This window comes from Streptomyces sp. DG2A-72, from assembly GCF_030499575.1.
Lineage (GTDB): Bacteria > Actinomycetota > Actinomycetes > Streptomycetales > Streptomycetaceae > Streptomyces.
Window position 1 is genome coordinate 1,230,461 of sequence record NZ_JASTLC010000001.1, and the last position, 20,128, is coordinate 1,250,588.

At 70.5% G+C, this 20,128-nt stretch carries 16 protein-coding genes and 5 pseudogenes; 8 read left to right on the top strand and 13 right to left on the bottom strand.

The annotated features are described in order from the left end of the window. Window positions 1–72: 72 nt before the first annotated feature. Complete coding sequence (locus QQY66_RS05890) at window positions 73–1,719, bottom strand: ricin-type beta-trefoil lectin domain protein (RefSeq protein WP_301978015.1); 1,647 nt, start codon at window positions 1,717–1,719, stop codon at window positions 73–75. Between the two features lie 247 nt (window positions 1,720–1,966). On the opposite strand from QQY66_RS05890, the pseudogene QQY66_RS05895 reads away from it, so the two are divergent. Together QQY66_RS05895 and QQY66_RS05900 are read left to right on the top strand one after the other, a co-directional pair. Next, window positions 1,967–2,371 (top strand): annotated as a pseudogene (locus QQY66_RS05895) (endo-1,4-beta-xylanase); the annotation flags it as partial. After that, a pseudogene (locus tag QQY66_RS05900) lies at window positions 2,369–2,647 on the top strand (hypothetical protein); the annotation flags it as partial. The pseudogenes QQY66_RS05895 and QQY66_RS05900, both read left to right, overlap by 3 nt. An 89-nt stretch (window positions 2,648–2,736) precedes the next feature. Here the strand turns inward: QQY66_RS05900 and QQY66_RS05905 are convergent. The 3 genes and pseudogenes from QQY66_RS05905 to QQY66_RS05915 all read right to left on the bottom strand — a co-directional run. After that, window positions 2,737–3,453, bottom strand: a complete 717-nt coding sequence (locus QQY66_RS05905) for a hypothetical protein (RefSeq protein ID WP_301978016.1) — start codon at window positions 3,451–3,453, stop codon at window positions 2,737–2,739. 140 nt (window positions 3,454–3,593) lie between these two features. After that, on the bottom strand, window positions 3,594–5,792 hold the full coding sequence (locus QQY66_RS05910) for an exo-alpha-sialidase (protein WP_301978017.1): 2,199 nt from the start codon (window positions 5,790–5,792) through the stop codon (window positions 3,594–3,596). Window positions 5,793–6,015: 223 nt separating this feature from the next. After that, window positions 6,016–6,444 (bottom strand): annotated as a pseudogene (locus tag QQY66_RS05915) (Tat pathway signal sequence domain protein); the annotation flags it as partial. Window positions 6,445–6,910: 466 nt separating this feature from the next. On the opposite strand from QQY66_RS05915, the pseudogene QQY66_RS05920 reads away from it, so the two are divergent. From QQY66_RS05920 to QQY66_RS05930, 3 genes and pseudogenes are all read left to right on the top strand, one after another. After that, window positions 6,911–7,190 (top strand): annotated as a pseudogene (locus tag QQY66_RS05920) (GNAT family N-acetyltransferase); the annotation flags it as partial. Window positions 7,191–7,325: 135 nt separating this feature from the next. Then, window positions 7,326–10,700: a pyruvate carboxylase gene (locus QQY66_RS05925; RefSeq protein ID WP_301978018.1), complete on the top strand. Its 3,375-nt coding sequence runs from the start codon at window positions 7,326–7,328 to the stop codon at window positions 10,698–10,700. Between the two features lie 211 nt (window positions 10,701–10,911). After that, window positions 10,912–11,085: a hypothetical protein gene (locus QQY66_RS05930; protein WP_301978019.1), complete on the top strand. Its 174-nt coding sequence runs from the start codon at window positions 10,912–10,914 to the stop codon at window positions 11,083–11,085. Window positions 11,086–11,373: 288 nt separating this feature from the next. On the opposite strand, the gene QQY66_RS05935 is transcribed toward QQY66_RS05930, so the two are convergent. From QQY66_RS05935 to QQY66_RS05945, 3 genes are read right to left on the bottom strand one after another with little or no spacing between them, the layout of a single operon-like run. After that, a complete protein-coding gene (locus tag QQY66_RS05935; protein ID WP_301987188.1) occupies window positions 11,374–11,964 on the bottom strand; it encodes a maleylpyruvate isomerase family mycothiol-dependent enzyme in 591 nt (196 codons plus the stop codon). After that, window positions 11,901–12,065, bottom strand: coding sequence for a hypothetical protein (locus QQY66_RS05940; protein WP_301987758.1), 165 nt, complete (start codon window positions 12,063–12,065; stop codon window positions 11,901–11,903). Before QQY66_RS05940 ends, QQY66_RS05935 begins: the two co-directional genes overlap by 64 nt. Then, entirely contained in the window at window positions 12,062–12,574 is a 513-nt protein-coding gene (locus tag QQY66_RS05945; protein WP_301978020.1) for an AMP-binding protein, read from the bottom strand. The genes QQY66_RS05940 and QQY66_RS05945 overlap by 4 nt, the downstream gene beginning before the upstream one ends. 143 nt (window positions 12,575–12,717) lie before the next feature. Between QQY66_RS05945 and QQY66_RS05950 the strand changes: the two are divergent. The 3 genes and pseudogenes from QQY66_RS05950 to QQY66_RS05960 form a co-directional block, all read left to right on the top strand. Then, window positions 12,718–13,152, top strand: a pseudogene (locus QQY66_RS05950) (hypothetical protein); the annotation flags it as partial. After that, window positions 13,068–13,427, top strand: coding sequence for a DUF779 domain-containing protein (locus tag QQY66_RS05955; protein ID WP_301978021.1), 360 nt, complete (start codon window positions 13,068–13,070; stop codon window positions 13,425–13,427). The pseudogene QQY66_RS05950 and the gene QQY66_RS05955, both read left to right, overlap by 85 nt. A 74-nt stretch (window positions 13,428–13,501) precedes the next feature. Then, a complete protein-coding gene (locus QQY66_RS05960; RefSeq protein ID WP_301978022.1) occupies window positions 13,502–14,740 on the top strand; it encodes a phosphodiester glycosidase family protein in 1,239 nt (412 codons plus the stop codon). A gap of 14 nt (window positions 14,741–14,754) precedes the next feature. Here the strand turns inward: QQY66_RS05960 and QQY66_RS05965 are convergent, their stop codons facing one another. The 6 genes from QQY66_RS05965 to QQY66_RS05990 all read right to left on the bottom strand — a co-directional run bounded on the left by QQY66_RS05965 (window position 14,755) and on the right by QQY66_RS05990 (window position 20,062). After that, window positions 14,755–14,949: a hypothetical protein gene (locus QQY66_RS05965; RefSeq protein WP_301978023.1), complete on the bottom strand. Its 195-nt coding sequence runs from the start codon at window positions 14,947–14,949 to the stop codon at window positions 14,755–14,757. A 103-nt stretch (window positions 14,950–15,052) separates the two neighbouring features. After that, entirely contained in the window at window positions 15,053–15,916 is an 864-nt protein-coding gene (locus tag QQY66_RS05970) for a phosphatidylinositol-specific phospholipase C/glycerophosphodiester phosphodiesterase family protein (protein ID WP_301978024.1), read from the bottom strand. Window positions 15,917–16,101: 185 nt separating this feature from the next. Beyond that, a complete protein-coding gene (locus QQY66_RS05975; RefSeq protein WP_301978025.1) occupies window positions 16,102–17,184 on the bottom strand; it encodes an acyl-CoA dehydrogenase family protein in 1,083 nt (360 codons plus the stop codon). Beyond that, on the bottom strand, window positions 17,181–18,419 hold the full coding sequence (locus QQY66_RS05980; protein ID WP_301978026.1) for an acyl-CoA dehydrogenase family protein: 1,239 nt from the start codon (window positions 18,417–18,419) through the stop codon (window positions 17,181–17,183). The genes QQY66_RS05975 and QQY66_RS05980 overlap by 4 nt, the downstream gene beginning before the upstream one ends. Beyond that, a complete protein-coding gene (locus QQY66_RS05985; RefSeq protein WP_301978027.1) occupies window positions 18,416–19,393 on the bottom strand; it encodes an NADPH:quinone oxidoreductase family protein in 978 nt (325 codons plus the stop codon). The genes QQY66_RS05980 and QQY66_RS05985 overlap by 4 nt, the downstream gene beginning before the upstream one ends. Before the next feature lie 84 nt (window positions 19,394–19,477). Further along, window positions 19,478–20,062, bottom strand: coding sequence for a helix-turn-helix domain-containing protein (locus QQY66_RS05990; RefSeq protein ID WP_301978028.1), 585 nt, complete (start codon window positions 20,060–20,062; stop codon window positions 19,478–19,480). Window positions 20,063–20,128: the final 66 nt, after the last annotated feature.

Consider the following 20,128-nt stretch of genomic DNA (forward strand, 5'->3'; position numbering starts at 1 on the left):
AATCTTGAGCTTTTCGTCATGCAACTCTCCTTTTCCTGTTGGAACATCGCCTTGACCGGCCGGAGCGGGGTGTCACACGCGGGTCCACTTCTGGTTGGCCTGGCCGTTGCAGGTCCACAGGACCAGCGGGGTTCCGTTGGCGGTGCCGGCGCCGTTGACGTCGAGGCACAGCCCGGCGTGAACATTGCGGATCGACCCGTCGGAGCCGGCGGTCCACTTCTGGTTGTTCTGGCCGTTGCAGGGCCAGGTGATGACCCGGGTGCCGTTGGTGGTGCCCTGGTTGTAGGCGTCCAGGCACTTGTCGCCGAAGACGCGGATCTCGCCGCCGGCCCACGTGGTCCACAGCTGGTTGGCAGCCGTGTGGCAGTCCCACAGCAGAACCGTGGCCCCGGCGGCGGTGGATGCGTTGTCCACGTCCAGGCAGCGGCCGGCGCCGTTGCCCCGCAGACGCGAGGTGGTGGCGGCCAGCGGGCTGCCCCCGGTCACCCGGAACACGGCCACGCCGTGCGGGGGGACGCTCGCCGAGATCTGCCCGGACGTGCTGGACGTGCCGCCGGTCCACAGGTCCGTGAGCGTGAACGGCCCTCCGGACAGGCCGACTTGCGCGGCCGTGGTGGTGACCGTCGTGGTGCCCTCTCCCCGGTTGAACAGGCCCACCGCCACCGAGCCGTCGGACAAGGGCTTGGCGAACACCTCGGTGCCGCCGTCGTCGCGCACCCTGCGCCCGCCCGCGCCCAGCGGGTCCTGGTTCACCGCCAGCAGACGAGGGTTGCGCAGGATCGCACTCACGTCGGCGGACATGGTGCGGATGTCGTTGCCGGCCATGAGCGGGGCGCCCATCAGCGCCCACAGGGCGAAGTGCGAGCGGGACTCGGTCAGCGACAGGCCGGGACGGCCGACGACCAGCATGTCGGGGTCGTTCCAGTGTCCCGGGCCCGACTGCGCGGCGAGCGGCGCGGTGACGTCCAGGACGTTGCCGACGCCCATCGGATAGCTGTTGGTGTTGCCGTTCTGCCAGATGTCGAGCAGGTCCTCGGTCGTCCGCCACAGGTCGGCGACCTCGCCCCAGTTGTACGTGGCGCCGGTGATGGCGTGGAAGCTGTTGGGGTTGATGCTGTAGACGATCGGCCGCCCGGTGGCGCGCAGGGCGTCGCGCATGAGCGAGAACCGCGCGACCTGCTCGTCACGAGTACCGCTGGAGGAACACCAGTCGTACTTGAGGTAGTCGACGCCCCACGAGGCGAACGTGTTGGCGTCCTGGACCTCGTGCCCCCTGCTGCCCGTCGCCCCGGGATAGGCGCCGGTCGTCTGCGCGCAGGTGCGCTCGCCCGGCACCTGGTAGATGCCGAACTTCAGGCCCTTGCTGTGGATGTAGTCCCCGAGGGCCTTCATCCCGCTCGGGAACTTGGCCGGATTGGCCCGCAGGTTGCCTGCCGCGTCGCGCTGCGGGTCGAACCAGCAGTCGTCGACCACGACGTACCGGTAGCCGGCGTCGCGCATGCCGGAGGACACCATCGCGTCGGCGGCCTGGCGGACCTGCGCCTCGGTGATCCCGCACCCGAAGCTGTTCCAGCTGTTCCACCCGAGAGGCGGGGTGAGCGCCGGGCTGCCCGGCGCGGCCGAGGCCGTGGGTTGAGAGGATGCCGTCACGGACGCGGTGATCGTCAGCACAGCGGTCGCGAGGAGACGGAGCAATCGTCCGCCTGATCGTCTGGACACCTGGGGCTCCTTTTCCGGTGGCTCACGCAGGGGGTCCGAAATTTCGGATGTCATTCGGAAACCGAGAGCCTCACGGATACTAGAGAGGCGAGCGGTCATGTCAACACGTCCGGCAAACCTGCCACGCCTTGCACGTCAAGGACTGGGGAAGCGGCACACCCGGGCTCATCCGACTAACCGACCTGCGTCGCTTCGCACCTAAAAGGTTCGAATGTTTCGAGACATCCTACGAATCATGCGGGAGCCCATGAACCCGCTGAAACGACTCGGCCGTCGCCGAACCTCGGTGTTGGCCCTCCTGGCGGCGGTCACCCTGGTGACGCCCGGGACCGCGACCGGCGCACCCGACGACGTCAAGGCCTCCACTCTGGGCGCCCAAGCCGCCCAGTCCGGACGCTACTTCGGAACCGCCGTGGCCGCCGGACGGCTCGGCGACGGCACGTACACCTCGATCCTGGACCGCGAGTTCAACTCGGTCATGCCCGAGAACGCGATGAAGTGGGACGCGAACACCCTGCGCAGCGTGATGAACAACCACATCACCACAGTGATGAACCGCTACAAGGGCCGGATCCACTCCTGGGACGTGGTCAACGAGGCCTTCGCGGACGGCGGCAGCGGTCAGCTGCGCGGCTCCGTCTTCCGGGACGTGCTGGGCAACGGCTTCCTCGATGAGGCGTTCCGCACCGCGCGGTCGGCCGACCCGACGACCATGACCAACGGGTTCTACGTGGACCCTGACTCCAGCGCGAAGCGGTGGGTCGCCGCCGACTCCGGCGACGGCCGGGCACCCGCGATCAACGCCTCGATCGCGAACACACCGACGGCCCGCTGGTTCGGCTCCTGGAGCGGCGCCATCGGCACGGCGACCGGTGCGTACGTGGGCGCCGCGGACGCCCGGGACAAGCTGCCCGTCCTCGTCGCCTACAAGATGATCTACGGCTACTGATCCGGGTGCGGGCCGAGGTCGACCGTGCCTGTGGAAGGACGCGGACCGGCCTCGGCCCTGATGTAGCGTCAGCCGCCGTTGATCGTCAGGTTGTTGGTGTTGAAGTTGAGTCCGCCGGACGACGAGGTCACCTCGTAGCCGAACTGGACGTCGCCGATCGTCTCGTTGCCGGGCATCCAGCCCTTGGTGTGGGCGATCCACTGGAGGACCGGCTTGACGTCCACGGTGCCGGAGGTGGAGTCGGACGTCCGCAGGAACGAGAACACCTGGTTCGACCCGTTGGTGCCCTTGTAGACGTTCCAGTTGTGGCCGCCGAGCGTGACGTTGCCCTCGTAGCCGCCGATCGGGCCGACGGCTCCGTTGTAGTTGACCCAGAGCATGATCTCGTACTGGTGGTCGCTGTCCCAGATGTCGTACGACGTGTTGTACGCGCCGGACGACGGGACGCTGACGTTGTAGTTGCTGGTGAGCCGGCCGAGTGAGTCGATCGTCTTGTTGATCGCTTTGGTCGAGTTGGCGTAGGACTTGATGCCGCCGGTGTTGGGGTGGTCGGCCCAGACACCCCAGTTGGTCCCGGAGTTGGCCCAGGCGCACTGGCTGCCGGCGCCGGAGCCCCAGACGTTGTTGTAGAGCTTGTAGCCGTCCAGGCTGGTGCTGCCCCACTGGTCGCAGGAGTTCCAGACTGCTGCCGAAGCGGGGGCGGAGGCCAGGCCGACGGTGGCACCGAGAGCCATCGCCGGCGCCAGCACCGCCATGCTGACCTTGCGTATCGCGCTTTTTACCATGGTGTCCCTTCCACGGGTGGGGGGAATTGTGGGGGGGTGCTACCACGCCCTCTGGCTGAGGACGTGGTCCTCTCCGGCAACGAGATCGATCGGCTGCGCGTCACCGGAAGAAGTCCTGCCTTCGATACGGCGGTCGGGCATCAGACGGGCTCCCCGTACTGCACGCCGCGCCCGTTGGTGGCGAGGTAGACCCGGCCGTACACACGCGGATCGCCGGTGATGGCCGCTCCGGTCCAGCCCCACTGGTGCCGGTCGTCGTTGATCCGCGTCCAGGTCCTGGCCTCGTCGTCGGAGCGGTAGATGGCGTTGAAGTCCTCGATCCCGCCGGCCATGTAGATCGCCGGGTAGGAGGCGCCCTTGGCAGCCTTGCCGAAACCCAGGGTGTGCGAGGCCCGGCAGCTGCCGACCTTGGTGAAGCTCGCGCCGCCGTCGGTGGAGCGGTGGAGCCCGTTCTCCTTGGCGCTGAGCCACAGGTCACCGGAGCGTCCTGGGGCCGCGGCCAGTTGGTACCCCGCGTCGCCCGAGCTCAGGCCGGTGGCCCGGGCGGTGAAGCTCAGGCCGCTGTCGGTGCTGGCGTAGAGCGTGCCGGCGGTCGTGTCGAAGGCGTAGAAGCGCGTCGGGTCCACGGGGTCCGCGACCAGGACGGCGCCCTTCGGGAGGGAGGTGACCTCGGCCCAGGTGGCGCCGTTGTCCGCCGAGCGGTGCGCCGGATACACGGTGCCGTCCCAGTGCGCGAGGGACCACAGCAGCACACTGCCGTCCGCGTTGGTGACGATCGGGCCGGGTGCGTCCTTGGCGACGGCCGGCTGCGACGCGAAGGGCGCCCAGGTCTTTCCGCCGTCGTTCGACCAGGCGCCGTTGCCGTTGTCGCCCCAGCCGGTGCGCACGACGTACGAGGGTCTGCCCGCCGCCTGGGCGAGTCCCGTCGCCGACCCGAACACGGGGTTCGTGGCCATGCCGCGCGAGGGGGATGCCGTGAGCGACTCGTGGTACATCACGCCGATGTCCCCGTTGCCGCTGATCAGATGTGCCTCCCCGACCGGGGGCGAGATCAACTGGCGAACGGCCGTTTCCTCCAGGCCGCGGATCTGCGGGGCCCATGTCTTCAGGTCGCGCGTGCCGTAGAGGGTGGCGCCGGTGCCGTAGACGATGTGCCGGGAGTCGAACGGGTCGAGGCCGAGGGCCTGGATCCACCAGCCGAACTTGGGCTTGTCGTTACCCCACTTGAGGTAGGGGGTCTCGGAGACGTCGAACACGGCGGTGTCCTTGAGGGACTTCCAGGTGCGGCCGCCGTCGCTGGAACGGAAGACGGTGTCGATCTCGGCCCAGCGGTTGTTGGTGGACACGACGAGCGTCCCGGGCCGACGGGCGTCGACGGCGACACCGCCGTAGCCGAAGGCGTCGGTCCCACCGTCGCTCGTTACCCCGCCGGGCTTCACGGGGGTGACCTCGGTCCACTTCCCGTTCGTCGTACGCAGCTTGTGCACGCTTCCATCGGACTGACCGTTGGGTCCGGGGGCGTTGGCGTACGTCACGTACAACTCACGGGTGAAGCGGTCGTAGGCGGCGCGGATCGGTACCTTCGCGGCGGTGCCGGTGGGCTGCCCGGGGACGGGCTCCCAGGTCTTTCCGTCGGACGTGCGGTACAGGTTGGGGGCGTCGGCGTCGCCCCAGCCGGCATAGACGCTGCGGCCCGCGGCGACGAGGAGGGTGATGCCCTGGCCGGTGGCGCTCGGGGTGGCCGGGAAGCTCACGGACTTCCAAGTGGCCCCCCGGTCGGTCGACTTGAGCAGCCCGTCGTGCCGGGTGCCGAGCCACAGGGTGTCGCAGTCGCGCGGGTCGACCAACAGCCGTTCCCCGCATCCCCGCCCGTCCTCGTTGGCGCCGAGCTTCACGGTGAGGTCGGTGCGCTTCCAGGTGGCACCCCGGTCCTCGGAGCGCAGCACGGCCCCGTTGCCGGCCCAGGGCTGGGCGTACGTGCCGAGGGCCAGGTACACCCGGTTCGGGTGGGCGGGGTCGATGGCCATGGCCTCGACGCCGAGGAGGTTCCAGTCGTCCCAGCCGATGTGATCGGTCAGCGGAATCCAGCGGCCGGTCCGGTCGTCCCAGCGGTAGGCGCCCCCGATGTCGGTCCGGGCGTAGGCGAGCCCGCGCACCGACGGGTGGAACAGCACCCCGGTGACGAACCCGGTGCCGCCCATGACGGCGTTGCGCCAGCGGTAGCCGGTGGCGGACTCCGCGGCTCGGGCGGGTCCGGCGAGGACGGGAAGGCTGGTGAGCGCGGCGGCGGCCGCGGTCCCGGCGAGAACGGTTCGCCTGCTGGGGCGAGACGTGCGCATGACATACCTCGTTCTGAAATAATCTGAAATAAGGAGGGAGAGGACCTACTCAGGGGCGCGGGGAACTGCGCGACCAGCCACAACGAAGCCGTCAGACGGCGTACAACAGGCAGCCCAACGGCGAGAACCCGTCAGCCTTTGATCGCCTCCGTAAGCATGCCCTGCTCGAAGTGCCGCTGGACAAAGGGGGACGCAACCGCGACGGGATCAGCGCGAGCACCAGAATGCCGCGCAGCGCGCCGCCGAAGATGCCCATCCGCCAGGCGTCGGACGGTATCGCGGCCAGGTTCGGGTACTTCTTGACCTTGTCGCCCGCCAGGTAGGAGCCGAGGTCCACGCACTTCGCGGCGACCGCGCTCCCGATCTTGCTGTTGTTCAGTTCCCAGCTGGGCACGACCACCATGTCGGTCAGGGAGTTGGAGGCGAGGACGGCGCCGAGCTTCTGGCCGTACGTCATGCCGTTCTGGTTCTGCCAGGTGAAATTGGTGCCCGCCGCCTCGTCGACCGCCTTGTAGTACGCGCAGCCAGGCTTCGGCGGGGTACCCCAGAACGAGGACATGATCTTGACGTCCGGATCGGCCACCTTGCTGGCGACGTAGGTCGGGAGCAACCTGCTGGATCCGGAGGGGGCGGAGGCGGCGTTCGGAGTCATTGCGTCAACCCTTCATGGCGCACCTGGACACCCGGCGGTGGGCCGTCGGCTGCGGTGTCGTGACTGGACTGGCTGAGCTGAGGCGGACACCCAATCATTGCGACGCGATTCGCAGTCGAAGCGCTTCGATGTTGCTGCGAGGTTAAGTGAACACCTATAGGCGCACAAGGGTCGCTTCCAAGATTCCTCAGAGGTGCAAGAAGGGGCTCTCGGCGTGCCCTTGCTTGATGCAGCGGCGCTGACCACTTGGGCTCGCGCCCCGATGCCAGAGCGTCATCGAAGCGCTTCGAAATGCTTACTTCTTCACCTCAAGGGCATCCCATGTGTCCGTCTCACACGCCGCACACACACCACCTGTCCACGATCCGCAACTGCCTTTCGCGAACCGCATCGACGGCCCCACCATGTCTCGCCATATCTGCTGGTCGTCGAGTGCGGCGCACGGTCCGTCCAGCCGCGTGCCGCGAACGGCGCCGACATGGTGGAACTGGGTCCGGCGGATGTGCCCGAGATGCTCGACCTCGCCGCGCGGGCGGCAGGCTGGTGGCCATGGCGGGCGAGCGCAACGAGATGGGGACCTCCGGGATGGACCGACTGGTGAGCGCACTCACCGCGGACATCCTGTCCCGGAACGAACGTCCCTTCCTGCACGTGGCCGAGACGAACGCCTCCGCGAGCGCACTCTACGGACGGCTCGGTTTCGAAACCGCACGCACGTGACCTTTCGAGGGTTCCGGACGCCGTGAGCGGTGAAGCAGTCCGGCCTCTTCGTGCCTGCGCAGCGGCCGCATCTCCCGTATGGTGTCCCGGCTCACATGGCATGACCGCGGCGTCGCCGACACCATGGTCCTCGTCACGGGCAGGCCGCGAAGGGATCCAGGATGTTCCGCAAGGTACTGGTCGCCAACCGAGGCGAGATCGCCATTCGCGCGTTCCGCGCCGGCTATGAGCTGGGGGCGCGCACCGTCGCCGTGTTCCCGCACGAGGACCGCAACTCGCTGCACCGGCTCAAGGCGGACGAGGCCTACGAGATCGGCGAGCCGGGCCACCCGGTGCGGGCGTATCTCTCGGTCGACGAGATCGTACGAGCGGCTCAGCGGGCCGGAGCGGACGCCGTCTACCCGGGCTACGGCTTCCTCTCCGAGAACCCGGAGCTGGCCCGTGCCTGTGAGATCGCGGGTATCGCCTTCGTCGGGCCGGACGCGGACACGCTGGAGCTGACCGGCAACAAGGCCCGCGCGGTGGCCGCCGCCCGCGCGGCCGGCGTACCGGTGCTCGGCTCCTCGCAGCCCTCGACCGACGTCGACGAACTGGTCCGTGCCGCCGACGACGTCGGCTTCCCGGTGTTCGTGAAGGCCGTCGCGGGCGGCGGAGGGCGTGGCATGCGGCGTGTGGAGACGCCGGCCCAGTTGCGCGAGTCCATCGAGGCGGCTTCGCGCGAGGCGGCGTCCGCGTTCGGTGACCCGACGGTCTTCCTGGAGAAGGCCGTCGTCGAGCCCCGCCACATCGAGGTGCAGATCCTCGCCGACGGCGAGGGCAACGTCATCCACCTGTTCGAGCGTGACTGCTCGGTGCAGCGCCGCCACCAGAAGGTGATCGAGCTGGCGCCCGCGCCCAACCTCGACCCGGATCTGCGGGAGCGGATCTGCGCGGACGCCGTGCGCTTCGCCCGCGAGATCGGCTACCGCAACGCCGGCACCGTGGAGTTCCTGCTCGACCGCGCCGGCAACCACGTCTTCATCGAGATGAACCCGCGCATCCAGGTCGAGCACACGGTCACCGAGGAGGTGACCGACGTCGACCTGGTCCAGGCACAACTGCGCATCGCCTCCGGCGAGACACTCGCCGACCTCGGCCTTGCCCAGGAGACGCTCACCCTGCGCGGCGCCGCGCTGCAGTGCCGTATCACCACCGAGGACCCGGCCAACGGCTTCCGCCCCGACACCGGCCGGATCAGCGCCTACCGCTCACCGGGCGGCTCGGGCATCCGTCTGGACGGCGGTACCACGCATGCCGGTACGGAGATCAGCGCGCACTTCGACTCGATGCTGGTGAAGCTCACCTGCCGGGGCCGGGATCTCACCGCCGCGATCGGCCGGGCCCGGCGCGCGGTCGCCGAGTTCCGTATCCGCGGCGTCGCCACGAACATCCCGTTCCTGCAGGCCGTCCTGGACGACCCCGACTTCCAGGCCGGCCGTGTCACGACGTCGTTCATCGAGCAGCGACCGCACCTGCTGACCGCGCGGCACTCCGCGGACCGCGGCACCAAGCTGCTGACCTATCTCGCCGACGTCACCGTCAACAAGCCGCACGGCGAGCGGCCGGACCTCATCGACCCCACGACCAAGCTGCCGCCCCGGCCGGCCGGTGAGCCGCCCGCCGGCTCCCGGCAGCGGCTCGCCGAGCTGGGCCCCGAGGGCTTCGCCCGAGCACTGCGCGAGTCGCCGCTCCTCGGCGTCACCGACACCACCTTCCGCGACGCCCACCAGTCCCTGCTGGCCACCCGGGTGCGCACCAAGGACCTGCTGGCCGTCGCCCCCGTCGTCGCGCGCACCCTGCCCGAACTGCTCTCCCTGGAATGCTGGGGCGGCGCCACCTACGACGTCGCCCTGCGCTTCCTCGCCGAGGACCCGTGGGAACGCCTGGCCGCCCTGCGCGAGGCGGTGCCCAACGTCTGCCTGCAGATGCTGCTGCGCGGCCGGAACACCGTCGGCTACACCCCGTACCCCACCGAGGTGACCGACGCGTTCGTGCAGGAGGCCGCGGCCACCGGCATCGACATCTTCCGCATCTTCGACGCGCTCAACGACGTCGGCCAGATGCGCCCGGCCATCGACGCCGTACGCGAGACAGGGACGGCGATCGCCGAGGTGGCGCTCTGCTACACCGCTGACCTGTCCGACCCCTCCGAGCGGCTCTACACCCTCGACTACTATCTGCGCCTCGCCGAGCAGATCGTCGAGGCGGGCGCCCACGTCCTGGCCGTCAAGGACATGGCGGGCCTGCTGCGCGCGCCCGCCGCCGCGACCCTCGTCTCGGCGCTGCGCCGCGAGTTCGGCCTCCCGGTCCATCTGCACACCCATGACACCGCGGGCGGCCAGCTCGCCACCTACCTCGCGGCGGCCCAGGCGGGCGTGGACGCGGTGGACGGGGCGGTGGCCTCGATGGCGGGCACGACGTCGCAGCCGTCCCTGTCGGCGATCGTCGCCGCCACCGACCACTCCGAACGGCCGACGGGCCTGGACCTCCAGGCCGTCGGGGACCTGGAGCCGTACTGGGAGAGCGTCCGCCGTGTGTACGCGCCGTTCGAGGCGGGCCTCGCCTCACCCACCGGGCGCGTCTACCACCACGAGATCCCGGGCGGCCAGCTGTCCAACCTGCGCACCCAGGCCGTCGCGCTCGGCCTCGGCAACCGCTTCGAGGAGATCGAGGCGATGTACGCCGCCGCCGACCGCATCCTCGGCCGACTGGTGAAGGTCACCCCCTCGTCGAAGGTGGTCGGCGACCTGGCCCTGCACCTGGTGGGAGCCGGTGTGACGCCGGAGGACTTCGAGGCGACGCCCGACCGGTTCGACATCCCCGACTCGGTCATCGGCTTCCTGCGGGGCGAGCTGGGGACCCCGCCGGGCGGCTGGCCGGAGCCGTTCCGCACCAAGGCGCTCCAGGGACGCGCCGACGCAAGGCCCGTACAGGAGCTGACCGCCGAGGACCGCAACGGCCTGGAGAAGTCCCGCCGCGCCACCCTCAACCGGCTGCTCTTCCCGGGCCCGACGCGCGAGTTCGCGACGCACCGTCAGTCGTACGGCGACACCAGCATCCTGGACAGCAAGCACTTCTTCTACGGCCTGCGCCCCGCCAAGGAATACGCCGTCGATCTCGAGCCCGGCGTACGCCTGCTCATCGAGCTCCAGGCCATCGGCGAGGCCGACGAACGCGGCATGCGCACCGTCATGGCCGGCCTGAACGGCCAGCTGCGGCCGATCCAGGTCCGCGACCGGGCCGTCGCCTCGGACGCCCCGGTCACCGAGAAAGCGGACCGGACCAACCCCGGGCATGTGGCGGCGCCGTTCGCGGGCGTGGTGACGCTCGCGGTCGCCGAGGGCGATGTGGTGGAGGCCGGCGTGACCGTGGCCACCATCGAGGCGATGAAGATGGAGGCCGCCATCACCGCTCCGACGTCGGGCCGGGTCACGCGGCTGGCCATCAACCGCATCCAGCAGGTGGAGGGCGGAGACCTGCTGGTGGAGGTCGTGTAGCGGCACGGTACCGCGCCCCCTAAGGGGCGCGGGGCGTGCTTCCAGCGGAGCGCTTAGGCCGCGCAGGCCCGGACGAACGGGGGTCTCGATCATCAGGGGGTTCTTCAGGCGCTGGGGGAAGCGCTCGGCCCAGTGCCACTCGCCGGGGAGGGAGAAGTCGTCCTGGGACAGGACGTACGCGGTCGGGATGTCCAGCGCGTAGAACGCACTCGTGTCCGGCTTCTCCGTGAACGTGCCGAGCGGCTGCGGTACGAGCAGGGAGTGGACGATCCGCTGTGTCTCCTCGTCGGCGTCCTGCATGAACGCCTGCTGGAACACCTCGAACGGGAACACCACTGCGTTGTTGCCGGAGGCCGCCGCCACGGCGCGGAACATCTCGCAGTAGTGCGGCGGGCACGCGTCGATCAGCGACTCGCCGTCATTGGGGACGAACGCGCTCCAGAAGACCAGCCGGCGCAGCCGGGAGGCCGGCCGGGGCGCCGCGCCCACGGTCACATCGCGCGGGTCGTCGCCCTCGCCCAGTCCGGCCGGCGTGGGGGGTGTGCACCTCATGCCCGGCGGCCCGCAGCTCGCCTGCGACGGGGCGCCGGGCCCATCCTCCGTGGCAAGCGCCGGTCACCAGGACGAAGGTCTCGCTCATGCCGATCTCCTTTGATCGTTGACAGCCAATCGGTCATAACCAGCGAGGGAGCTTGGACAGCTCGCCGCGCAGTTCTTCGGTGCCGCCACGGCCGGTGAGCCAGGCGGCGAGTGCGTACGGCGGGCCGGAGACCTTCGTACGGGGGTGAGAGAGGCCGAGTACGGCCGTGCCGTGGCCGTCAGCCACGAGTTCGGCGCCGACGTCGGGGCCGACCCGCGACGGCATCCACCCGGCCGCATCGCGCACGAGGGCCCACGCCAGGTCGGGCGGCAGTACGTCCATGCCGACGCCGACGCGCAGGTCGACCAGGTGGATCCAGACCTCGCGGGCCCGCAGCCACGGCACTTCGGTCGCCGGGATCTCGCGGCCCTGTGCGCTGGTGACGGTGGCCGACCAGGCGTCGCCGGACAGCGCCTCGGCGGCTTGCGCGAAACGCGCGGCGGACTCCCGTACGTCTTCCCGCTGTTCGGCGAGGGGCCGTCCCGCGCCCGCCTCGATGTCCGTGGCCCGCTGGTCCGGCGAGGTGTACATCGGCGTCGGGATTCCCGTCCGGGCCCAGGTCAGCAGGTTGGCCAGGGCGTCGGCGTTGCGGGCGAGGTGGGTGAGGAGGTGACTGCGGTCCAGCCCGGGAGGGCGGACGGCTCGGTCACCGCCTCCGCCGACAGCGCGTCGACGGCCTGCGCCAGTCGACGCTGCCCGTCGGCGACCCACTCAAGGACCTTCACTGCTTGTCCTCGACGACGGTGTTGACGCACTCCCCGACGCCCTCGATCACCGTCCGCACGACCTGACCGGGCTTCAGGAACACCTTGGGATCGCGGGCCGCGCCGACCCCGCCCGGTGTGCCGGTGAGGATGAGATCGCCCGCCTCCAGGGTCGTGAACGTGCTGAGGTAGGCGGCGACATGGGCCGGGGTGAAGATGACACCGAGGCGCAGACACGCGTACGTCAGGATCACGAACTCGGCGGTGTTGGGCGGTTGCACCACGAGCCGGTCGTCCGGGCGCAGGCCCAGCGCGGCCAGGCGCAGAGCCGCGGCGTCGGCGTGCTCGGCGAGTTGACGATAGGTCAGCCGACGGTCGCCGTCGACGAGCGCGATCGTGTCGGGCGTCGCGTCGGCGACGGCGTGGAGCCGGTCGCCGAGGGCGATGCCTTCCCAGTAGCCCTTCGCGGTGTAGCGCTCGGCGTACTCCGCGGGCCAGGCCACAGCGCCGTTGCTGCTCGGCCTGGGCATGGTCGTTCTCCTCAGCAGATGAAGCGGTGAGGCACGATCACGGCGTCCAGTGCGGATCAGCCCGTCGGCGGTGAGCCGCAGGGGATTGATCTCGATCTCGGCGGTGTCCGGGCCGGCGGCCAGAGCGCCGGCGAGGGCGCACCCCGGTCGCCGGGGCCCGCGTCGAGGTGTGGGAGGCCGACGACGACGGGATGTACGACCATGGCGCCCTCGCCGGGCGCGCGCACCTGTTCACCGACGCCGAGGGCCGCTACCGGTTCTGGGGGCTCACCCCCACGCCGTACCCGATCCACATCTTCGTCGCGGACCACCCCTGCCTGGACAGCGACTCGCTCATCCGCCCCTTCACCCGTCACGAGGCCGTAACACCGATGCCGGGCGGCCGCCGGCCGGCGGGCTCGTGGACCTCGGCGACCTTCGACATGGCCCTCGGCAGGCAGTGGCCCGTCCCCCTGCAACCCCCTCGCAACCTCCCGCGTGCTGCGCTGTCGGCATGTATGAAGAGACCCCGCGTGTCGAGCTCACGCCCGCGGCCGCCGACCTGTTGCGTCGGCTGCGGCAGGCGCACGGTCCGCTGATGTTCCATCAGTCCGGCGGCTGCTGCGACGGCAGTGCGCCCATGTGTTACCCGGAGGGCGAGTTCCGTACCGGCGGCTCGGACGTGCTGCTTGCGGAGTTGGCCGTGGACGGGGTCGAGGAGCCGGTGGGCTTCTGGATGTCGAGGAGTCAGTACGAGGTGTGGAGCCACACCCGGCTGATCGTCGACGTCGTCGAGGGCCGGGGCAGCGGCTTCTCGCTGGAGGCACCCGAGGGGGTGCGTTTTCTGATCCGTTCGCGCGTAGTCGGCGCTTAGGCACCCCGGCGGTCCCGCCCTCTGTTCCAATTCCCCTGAGTTCCAGGACATGTGACGAGACCTCAGGGGACACTGTGACGCGTCGTCAGAAACGGTTCGGAGCGGGTAGATCGGTACTGGCGCTTCTCACGGCATTCGGCGCGCTGACCGGTGCGGCCCTGATGGGGGCGGCACCGGCCGGCGCCGTTCAGGGCGGCACCCGGATCGCGCCGGGTGTCACGTACGAGCAGTTCGACATCCAGGCGGCCAAGGGTCTGACGCGGGCGCATGTGCTCAGCGTCGACCTGCGCAATCCGAAGGTCCGGCTCGGACTGCTGTATCCGGGGGCGGTGGCCGCCCGCGGGACCGTGTCCCGGCTGGCCGACGCTCAGGGCGCCGTAGGAGGCGTCAACGGCGACTTCTTCAACCTCACCGAGACCCAGCACCCGGGCGTGCAGGCGACCGGCGCGAGTGTGGGACCGGCGATCGCCAAGGGCAGCGCGCTGAGCGCCGCGGTACCGGGTGGCCAGCGCTTCGGACCCGCGCTGCCGCCCGGCACGAGCACGAAGGACGTGTTCGGAGTCGGCGACGACCGGCGGGCCCGGCTGGACAGCCTCTCCCTGACCGGGTCGGTCCGCACGCCCGACGGGAAGGTGCCGCTCGGCGGGCTCAATCAGTACGCGCTGCCCGTGGGCTCGGTCGGCGCCTACACCGCCAAGTGGGGCAGCGTCTCCCGGGTGCGCGCCACGTGCGGGACGGACACCAACCGTGCCGCGCCGTGCAGTACCGACACATACGAGGTGACGGTCCGCGGGGGACGTGTGGTGTCGACCGCCGACACCCCGGGCAGCGGCACCATCGCCCGGGACAGCACCGTGCTGGTCGGCCGGGAGGGGGGTGCGCAGCAGTTGCGAAAGCTGTCCAAGGGGGAGCGCGTCACGGTGCAGCACAAGCTGGTGCCGGCCAAGGCCCGGAAACCGTTCAGCTTCGCCCTGGGCGGCTTCCCGGTCCTGACGGACGGACAGCCGTTGCCCGGACTGGACAACAGGACCGCGGCGGTGCGCACGGCCGTGGGCATCGCGGATGGCGGGCGGCGGGTGATTCTGCTCGCGCTGGACGGCGCCGCCGAGTACCGTACCGGCCTGACAGTCGCCGAAGTCGCCGACGCCATGCGGAAGTTGGGCTCGGTCGACGCGTTCAACCTCGACGGCGGCGGGTCAACGACGCTGGTCGCCCGCGCGCCGGGTGCGACCGCCGTGACCGTACGCAACCATCCCTCCGGCGGCGCGGAACGCCCCGTCCCGAACGGCATCGGGGTCTTCTCGGCCGGCTGACCGCCGCGGTGGCCTCACGGTCTCAGACTGCTGACGATGTCCGCGGTCGCCGTGAGGCCGCTCTCGATGGTCGGCGCCATGCTCGAGCTCGCCATGTAGAACCCGAGCAGCGCGCAGACGATCGCGTGGCTGGGCTTCAGCCCGCCGTGGCGCAGGAAGATCACCGCCAGGATCAACAGCAGCAGCACCACAGAGATGGACACGGCCATCGAAAACCTCCTCCGCCACGTCCGCTTCGCGGCGTTCGGCCACGAGTGTGGCGTAGCGGAGGGTTCGTCCGGGCGGCTGGCGTGTCCTCCGAACGTGTGGTGTCTAGGCCGACGGGTGTGCGTCCAGGAAGGCTTCCAGGCCGATCAGGTCGTCGGTGTTGAGGTAGTCGACGTCGGCGGCGAGGAGTTCCGTCCACAGGGCGTCCCGGGCGGGGCCCGCGATGTCCGGGGTGGCCCAGAAGCGGACCTTCTGCCCGCGCGCGTGCGCGGCCTGGACGATGGTGTGCAGCTTCTGCCGCTCGGCGGCCGGGAAGGCGCCCACGCCCCGCCAGGTGAAGTTGAGCGTCCAGTTGTCGCTGATCAGCGGGACGAAGGAGGCGGGCGCGGAGGTGCCGAGGTCGGCGAGCCGGCCGTCGTAGAAGGCCCGGCGTACGGTCTGGGCCTCCATGGGCACGCGGGCCGCGCGGTCGCCGGAGATCACCGCGGTGACGGGACCGGGGTACACCCGGCCGTGCGCGTACGTGGTGAACAGGCCCTTGTAGCGCCGCAGGTGCCGGTCGAGTTCGAGGTACGTGGAGGAGCCCTCGGTCTTGATGTCGATGAGCAGTTGGAGCGAGCCGCGGTAACCCCGGTAGACGGAACCGTGGTTGGCCTTCACACGGGACGCGAGCGTGTCCAGGTAGAGGGATTCGAGGGTGCGCGCCGGGTCGAGGTCCACTTGGTCGTGCGCGACGAGGAGTTGGTCGCCGACGAGCCAGATGTCGGCCTCGACGCTGCCGAAGCGGTGGTCGAGGGCGTCGAGGAGGGGACGGGGGTGCTCGTAGTCGTTGTGTGCGTGGGCGCGCCAGAGCGGGCGCGGGTGATGCTTCTTCTGCTCGCCCGCCAGTGCCTGTGAGGCGGGCACCACGACCGCGCCCGCGAGGGCGGCGCCGAGGGTGAGGACTCTGCGACGGGTGGTGTGGGCCATGCTCTCTCCCCGAGGTGGTCTGAAGGGAAACCTCAGCGAGTATGCGTTCGAGCGGGGCTCAAGAAACCGCCTGAGAAAGTGAGTTGGCCGGACTGCCGCCGTGAGTTCATTTCCTTGGCCGAAGGCACACCGAAAAGCCCGCCCCTGGTGGGACGGGCTTCTCGCGGTCTACTCCCAGGTGTACGTCAGGGGGCGCGCAGGTCGACCAGTTCGGCCAGCGCGGCGCGGTGGCCGCCCGCGGTGCCGTACGCGATCGAGTCCGCCTTGGCCCGCTTCAGATACAGATGCACCGGGTGCTCCCAGGTCATCCCGAGACCGCCGTGCAACTGCACCGCCTCCTCGGCGGCGTGGACGGCGACGCCCGCCGCACAGGCCTGCGCGACGGCGACCGCCACCTCGACGTCCTCGCCGGCCGCGAGCGCGTCCGCCGCGTTCCGGGCGGCTGCCCGCAGGTTGACGACCTCCAGCCACAGCTGCGCGAGCCGGTGCTTGATCGCCTGGAATCCGCCGACGGCCCGGTTGAACTGCTTCCGCTCCTTGAGATACCGGACCGTCTCGGTCAACGCCCAGTCGGCGAGGCCTAGCTGCTCGGACGCGAGCAGCCCGGCTCCGGCCCGCAGGGCCCGTCGTACGGCGGGTTCGGCATCGCCCAGCCGACGCCCGCGAGCGCCTTCCAGCACCACGCGCGCCACCGGCCGCGTCAGGTCCAGCGAGACCTGCGGTACGACGGTCACGGCATCGGCGTCGACGGCGTACAGCCCACCGTCGTCCGCGGGCACGAGCAGCACGTCCGCGGCCGACGCGTCCGCGATGCCGGTCAACTCGCCGTGCAGGGTGCCGTCTTCATGTCGTACGGCCTTGAAGGCGCCGTCCGCAGCGACGTTCAGTGCGACGGCGAGGACGCCGATCCGCCGCCCGGACGCCAGCTCGGCGAGCAGGTCGCCGGCGTCGCACGCCAGCAGGGCCTCCGTGGCGACCACGGCGCTCGTCAGATACGGCACGGGGGCGACGGCCCGCCCCAACTCCTCCAGCACGACGGCGACTTCGCGGTGGGTGGCGCCCTGGCCGCCCTGCGCCTCGGGGACGAGCAGCCCGGCGAGTCCCATGCCGTCGGCGAGGGACTTCCACAGGGAGAGGTCGTGCGGGGCGTCGGACTCGGTGCGGGCGATCACGCCCGCCGCGTCGCAGTGGTCGGTGAGCAGGTCACGGACGGCGGCGCGCAGCGCCTCTTCCTCCTCCGAGTACAGCAGGTCACGCTGTGCGGTCATCGGGCCAGGTCCTTCCACGCGACGTCCTTGTCGGTGCGCGGCTCCGCAGGCAGGCCCAGGACGCGCTCGGCGACGATGTTCAGCAGGACCTCGCTGGTCCCGCCCTCGATGCTGTTGCCCTTGGAGCGGAGGTAGCGGTAGCCGGCGTCGCGGCCGGTGAAGTCGACCAGTTCCGGGCGGCGCATGGTCCAGTCGTCGTACAACAGGCCCTCCTCGCCGAGGAGTTCGACCTCCAGGCCGCTGATCTCCTGGTTGAGGCGGGCGAAGGACAGCTTCATGCCGGAGCCCTCGTAGCCGGGCTGGCCCGCGACGAGTTGCTGGCGCAGGCGTTCGCCGGTGAGGCGGGCGACCTCGGCCTCGACCCAGAGCTTCAGCAGGCGCTGGTGGAGGTCGTGGGTGCGCAGTTCGGGGCGTTCGCGCCAGGTCTTCGCGATCGGCCCGATCATGCCGCCCTCGCGCGGGATGCGCATGCCGCCGATCGAGACGCGCTCGTTCATCAGCGTCGTCTGCGCGACCTTCCAGCCGTCGCCGACCTCGCCGAGGCGGTGCGCGTCCGGGATGCGGACGTCGGTGAGGAACACCTCGTTGAACTCGGCCTCGCCGGTGATCTGGCGCAGCGGCCTGACCTCGACGCCCGGGTCGGTCATGTCGCAGATGAAGTACGTGATGCCCGCGTGCTTGGGCAGATCGGGGTCGGTGCGGGCGATGAGGATGGCCCAGCGGGCGAGATGGGCGCTGGAGGTCCACACCTTCTGCCCGTTGAGGACCCAGTCGTCACCCTCACGTACCGCGCGCGTGCCGAGCGCGGCCAGGTCGGATCCGGCGCCCGGCTCGCTGAACAGCTGGCACCAGACCTCCTCACCCACCCACAGCGGCCTGAGGAACTGCTGCTTCTGCTCCTCGGTGCCGTACTTCAGGATCGTCGGCGCCGCCATCCCGAGGCCGATGCCGATGCGCCGCGGGTCGTTGTCGGGGGCGCCCGCCGCCTCCAACTCGGCGTCCACGACGGCCTGGAGGGAACGCGGAGCGCCGAGTCCGCCGAGGCCCTCCGGGTAGTGCACCCAGGCGAGTCCGGCGTCGAAGCGGGCCTTGAGGAAGTCGATGCGTTCCGTGGTGGCAGACAAGGGGGGCGGGCCCGCAGGGCCTTCGGTTGAGGGCGGTGGTGGGAGACGGGTGGGCGGGTGCGCGGCCAGCAACTCCCGCGTGCGGCTGCGCAGTTCTGCGGCGTCGGTCATGCGGCGGCTCCGTTCTCCAGGGAGGGAACGACGGCGACCCGGCCCGTCGTGGCCCCGTCGGCGACCCGCTGCACCGCCGCCGCGGCCCCCTCCAGCGGCACCCGCTCGCTCACCAGCGGCTTGATCGCGCCCCGCGCGGCCAGCTCGGTGAGCTGCTCGTGGCAGTGCTGGACCAGCTTCGGGTTCTTGGTGTTGTACAGGCCCCAGTGCAGGCCGAGGATCGCGTAGTTCTTCACCAGCGCGTGGTTGAGGCCCGGGCTGGGGATCGTCCCGCTGGCGAAGCCGACGACCACGATCCGGCCCTCGAAGGCGACGACCTTGGCGGACTGGGTGTAGGCCGCGCCGCCGACAGGGTCGTAGATCACGTCGGCGCCCCGGCCACCGGTGGCCTCCTTCACGGCGGCGACGACATCCTCGGCACGACGGTCGACGACGACATCGCAGCCCAGCTCCCGGGCGACGGCTGCCTTTTCGGCACCGCCCACGACGCCGATGACGGTGGCGCCGGCCGCCTTCCCGAGCTGCACGGCCGCGCTGCCGACCCCTCCTGCGGCAGCGTGGACGAGCAGCGTCTCGCCGGCCTCCAGCCGGGCCCGCCGGTGCAGGCCGAACCAACCCGTCTGGTAGCCGATGTGCAGCGCGGCGGCCTCGGCGTCGTCCAGAGAATCGGGCGCGGGCAGCACAGCTGCGGCATCCGCGACGGCGTACTCGGCGAAGCCGCCGTACGGCAGGGCGGGGTTGGCGATCACCCGGCGCCCGTCCTCGGTCTCGCCGCAGATCTCGACGCCCGGCGTGAACGGCAGCGGCGGCTTGACCTGGTACTGACCCCGGCACATCAGGGCATCCGGGAAGTTGATGTTGGCAGCACGCACCTTCAGCAGGACCTGGCCGTCGCCGGGCGTCGGCCGCTCGACGTCCGCCAGCCGCATCACCTCGCCCGGCTCACCGATCTCGTGCACTTGCCATGCCTGCATGCGGGGCCTCCACAGACTGCTTCGTCCGACCAGGTCCCTCGCATACTAAGCGGTCGCTTGCCGATCAGGGAACAGTCGCGTCCGTCACGCCCGCTTCGGCCGCGCCCGCACATGCATCCGCTCCCCCTGCGGCCCGAACAGACTGAGGAACTCCACCGGCCCCTCCCCCGTCGACCCGAACCAGTGCGGCACCCGTGTGTCGAACTCGGCGGCTTCCCCCGCGTTCAGCACGATGTCGTGATCGCCCAGGACCATCCTCAGCCGCCCCGACATCACATACAGCCACTCGTAGCCCTCATGGGTCCGCGGCTCCACCGGCTCCACCTCCTCCTGCGGCACCAGCACCTTGAAGGCCTGCAGGCCGCCGGGCTGGCGCGTCAGCGGCCAGTACGTGCGTCCATGCCTCCTGATCGGCTCGGCCCGCACCCGGGGATCGCGCACCGCGGGCGCGCCCACCAGCTCGTCGAGCGCCACCTCGTGCGCCCGCGCGATCGGCAGCAGCAGCTCCAGGCTGGGCTTGCGCAGCCCGGACTCCAGCCGGGACAGCGTGCTCACCGAGATGCCGGTCGCCTCGGAGAGCCCGGCCAGCGTGGCGCCCCGCTCCTTGCGGATCCGCCGCAGCCGCGGACCGACCTCCGCGAGCACCTCGTCCATGTCGTCGTCACTCATGGAGTCCATTGCAGTTTCGGCAAACGCGTTTGTCAATGTGGCAGTGGTGGCGCGACCGTCTCCATG

Coding starts and splice junctions, on each gene's coding strand:
- QQY66_RS05985 (WP_301978027.1), bottom strand. CDS start 19,393: ATGCAGGCATGGCAAGTGCACGAGATCGGTGAGCCGGGCGAGGTGATG.
- QQY66_RS05905 (WP_301978016.1), bottom strand. CDS start 3,453: ATGGTAAAAAGCGCGATACGCAAGGTCAGCATGGCGGTGCTGGCGCCG.
- QQY66_RS05980 (WP_301978026.1), bottom strand. CDS start 18,419: ATGACCGACGCCGCAGAACTGCGCAGCCGCACGCGGGAGTTGCTGGCC.
- QQY66_RS05965 (WP_301978023.1), bottom strand. CDS start 14,949: ATGGCCGTGTCCATCTCTGTGGTGCTGCTGCTGTTGATCCTGGCGGTG.
- QQY66_RS05955 (WP_301978021.1), top strand. CDS start 13,068: ATGTATGAAGAGACCCCGCGTGTCGAGCTCACGCCCGCGGCCGCCGAC.
- QQY66_RS05990 (WP_301978028.1), bottom strand. CDS start 20,062: ATGAGTGACGACGACATGGACGAGGTGCTCGCGGAGGTCGGTCCGCGG.
- QQY66_RS05910 (WP_301978017.1), bottom strand. CDS start 5,792: ATGCGCACGTCTCGCCCCAGCAGGCGAACCGTTCTCGCCGGGACCGCG.
- QQY66_RS05925 (WP_301978018.1), top strand. CDS start 7,326: ATGTTCCGCAAGGTACTGGTCGCCAACCGAGGCGAGATCGCCATTCGC.
- QQY66_RS05945 (WP_301978020.1), bottom strand. CDS start 12,574: ATGCCCAGGCCGAGCAGCAACGGCGCTGTGGCCTGGCCCGCGGAGTAC.
- QQY66_RS05975 (WP_301978025.1), bottom strand. CDS start 17,184: ATGACCGCACAGCGTGACCTGCTGTACTCGGAGGAGGAAGAGGCGCTG.
- QQY66_RS05970 (WP_301978024.1), bottom strand. CDS start 15,916: ATGGCCCACACCACCCGTCGCAGAGTCCTCACCCTCGGCGCCGCCCTC.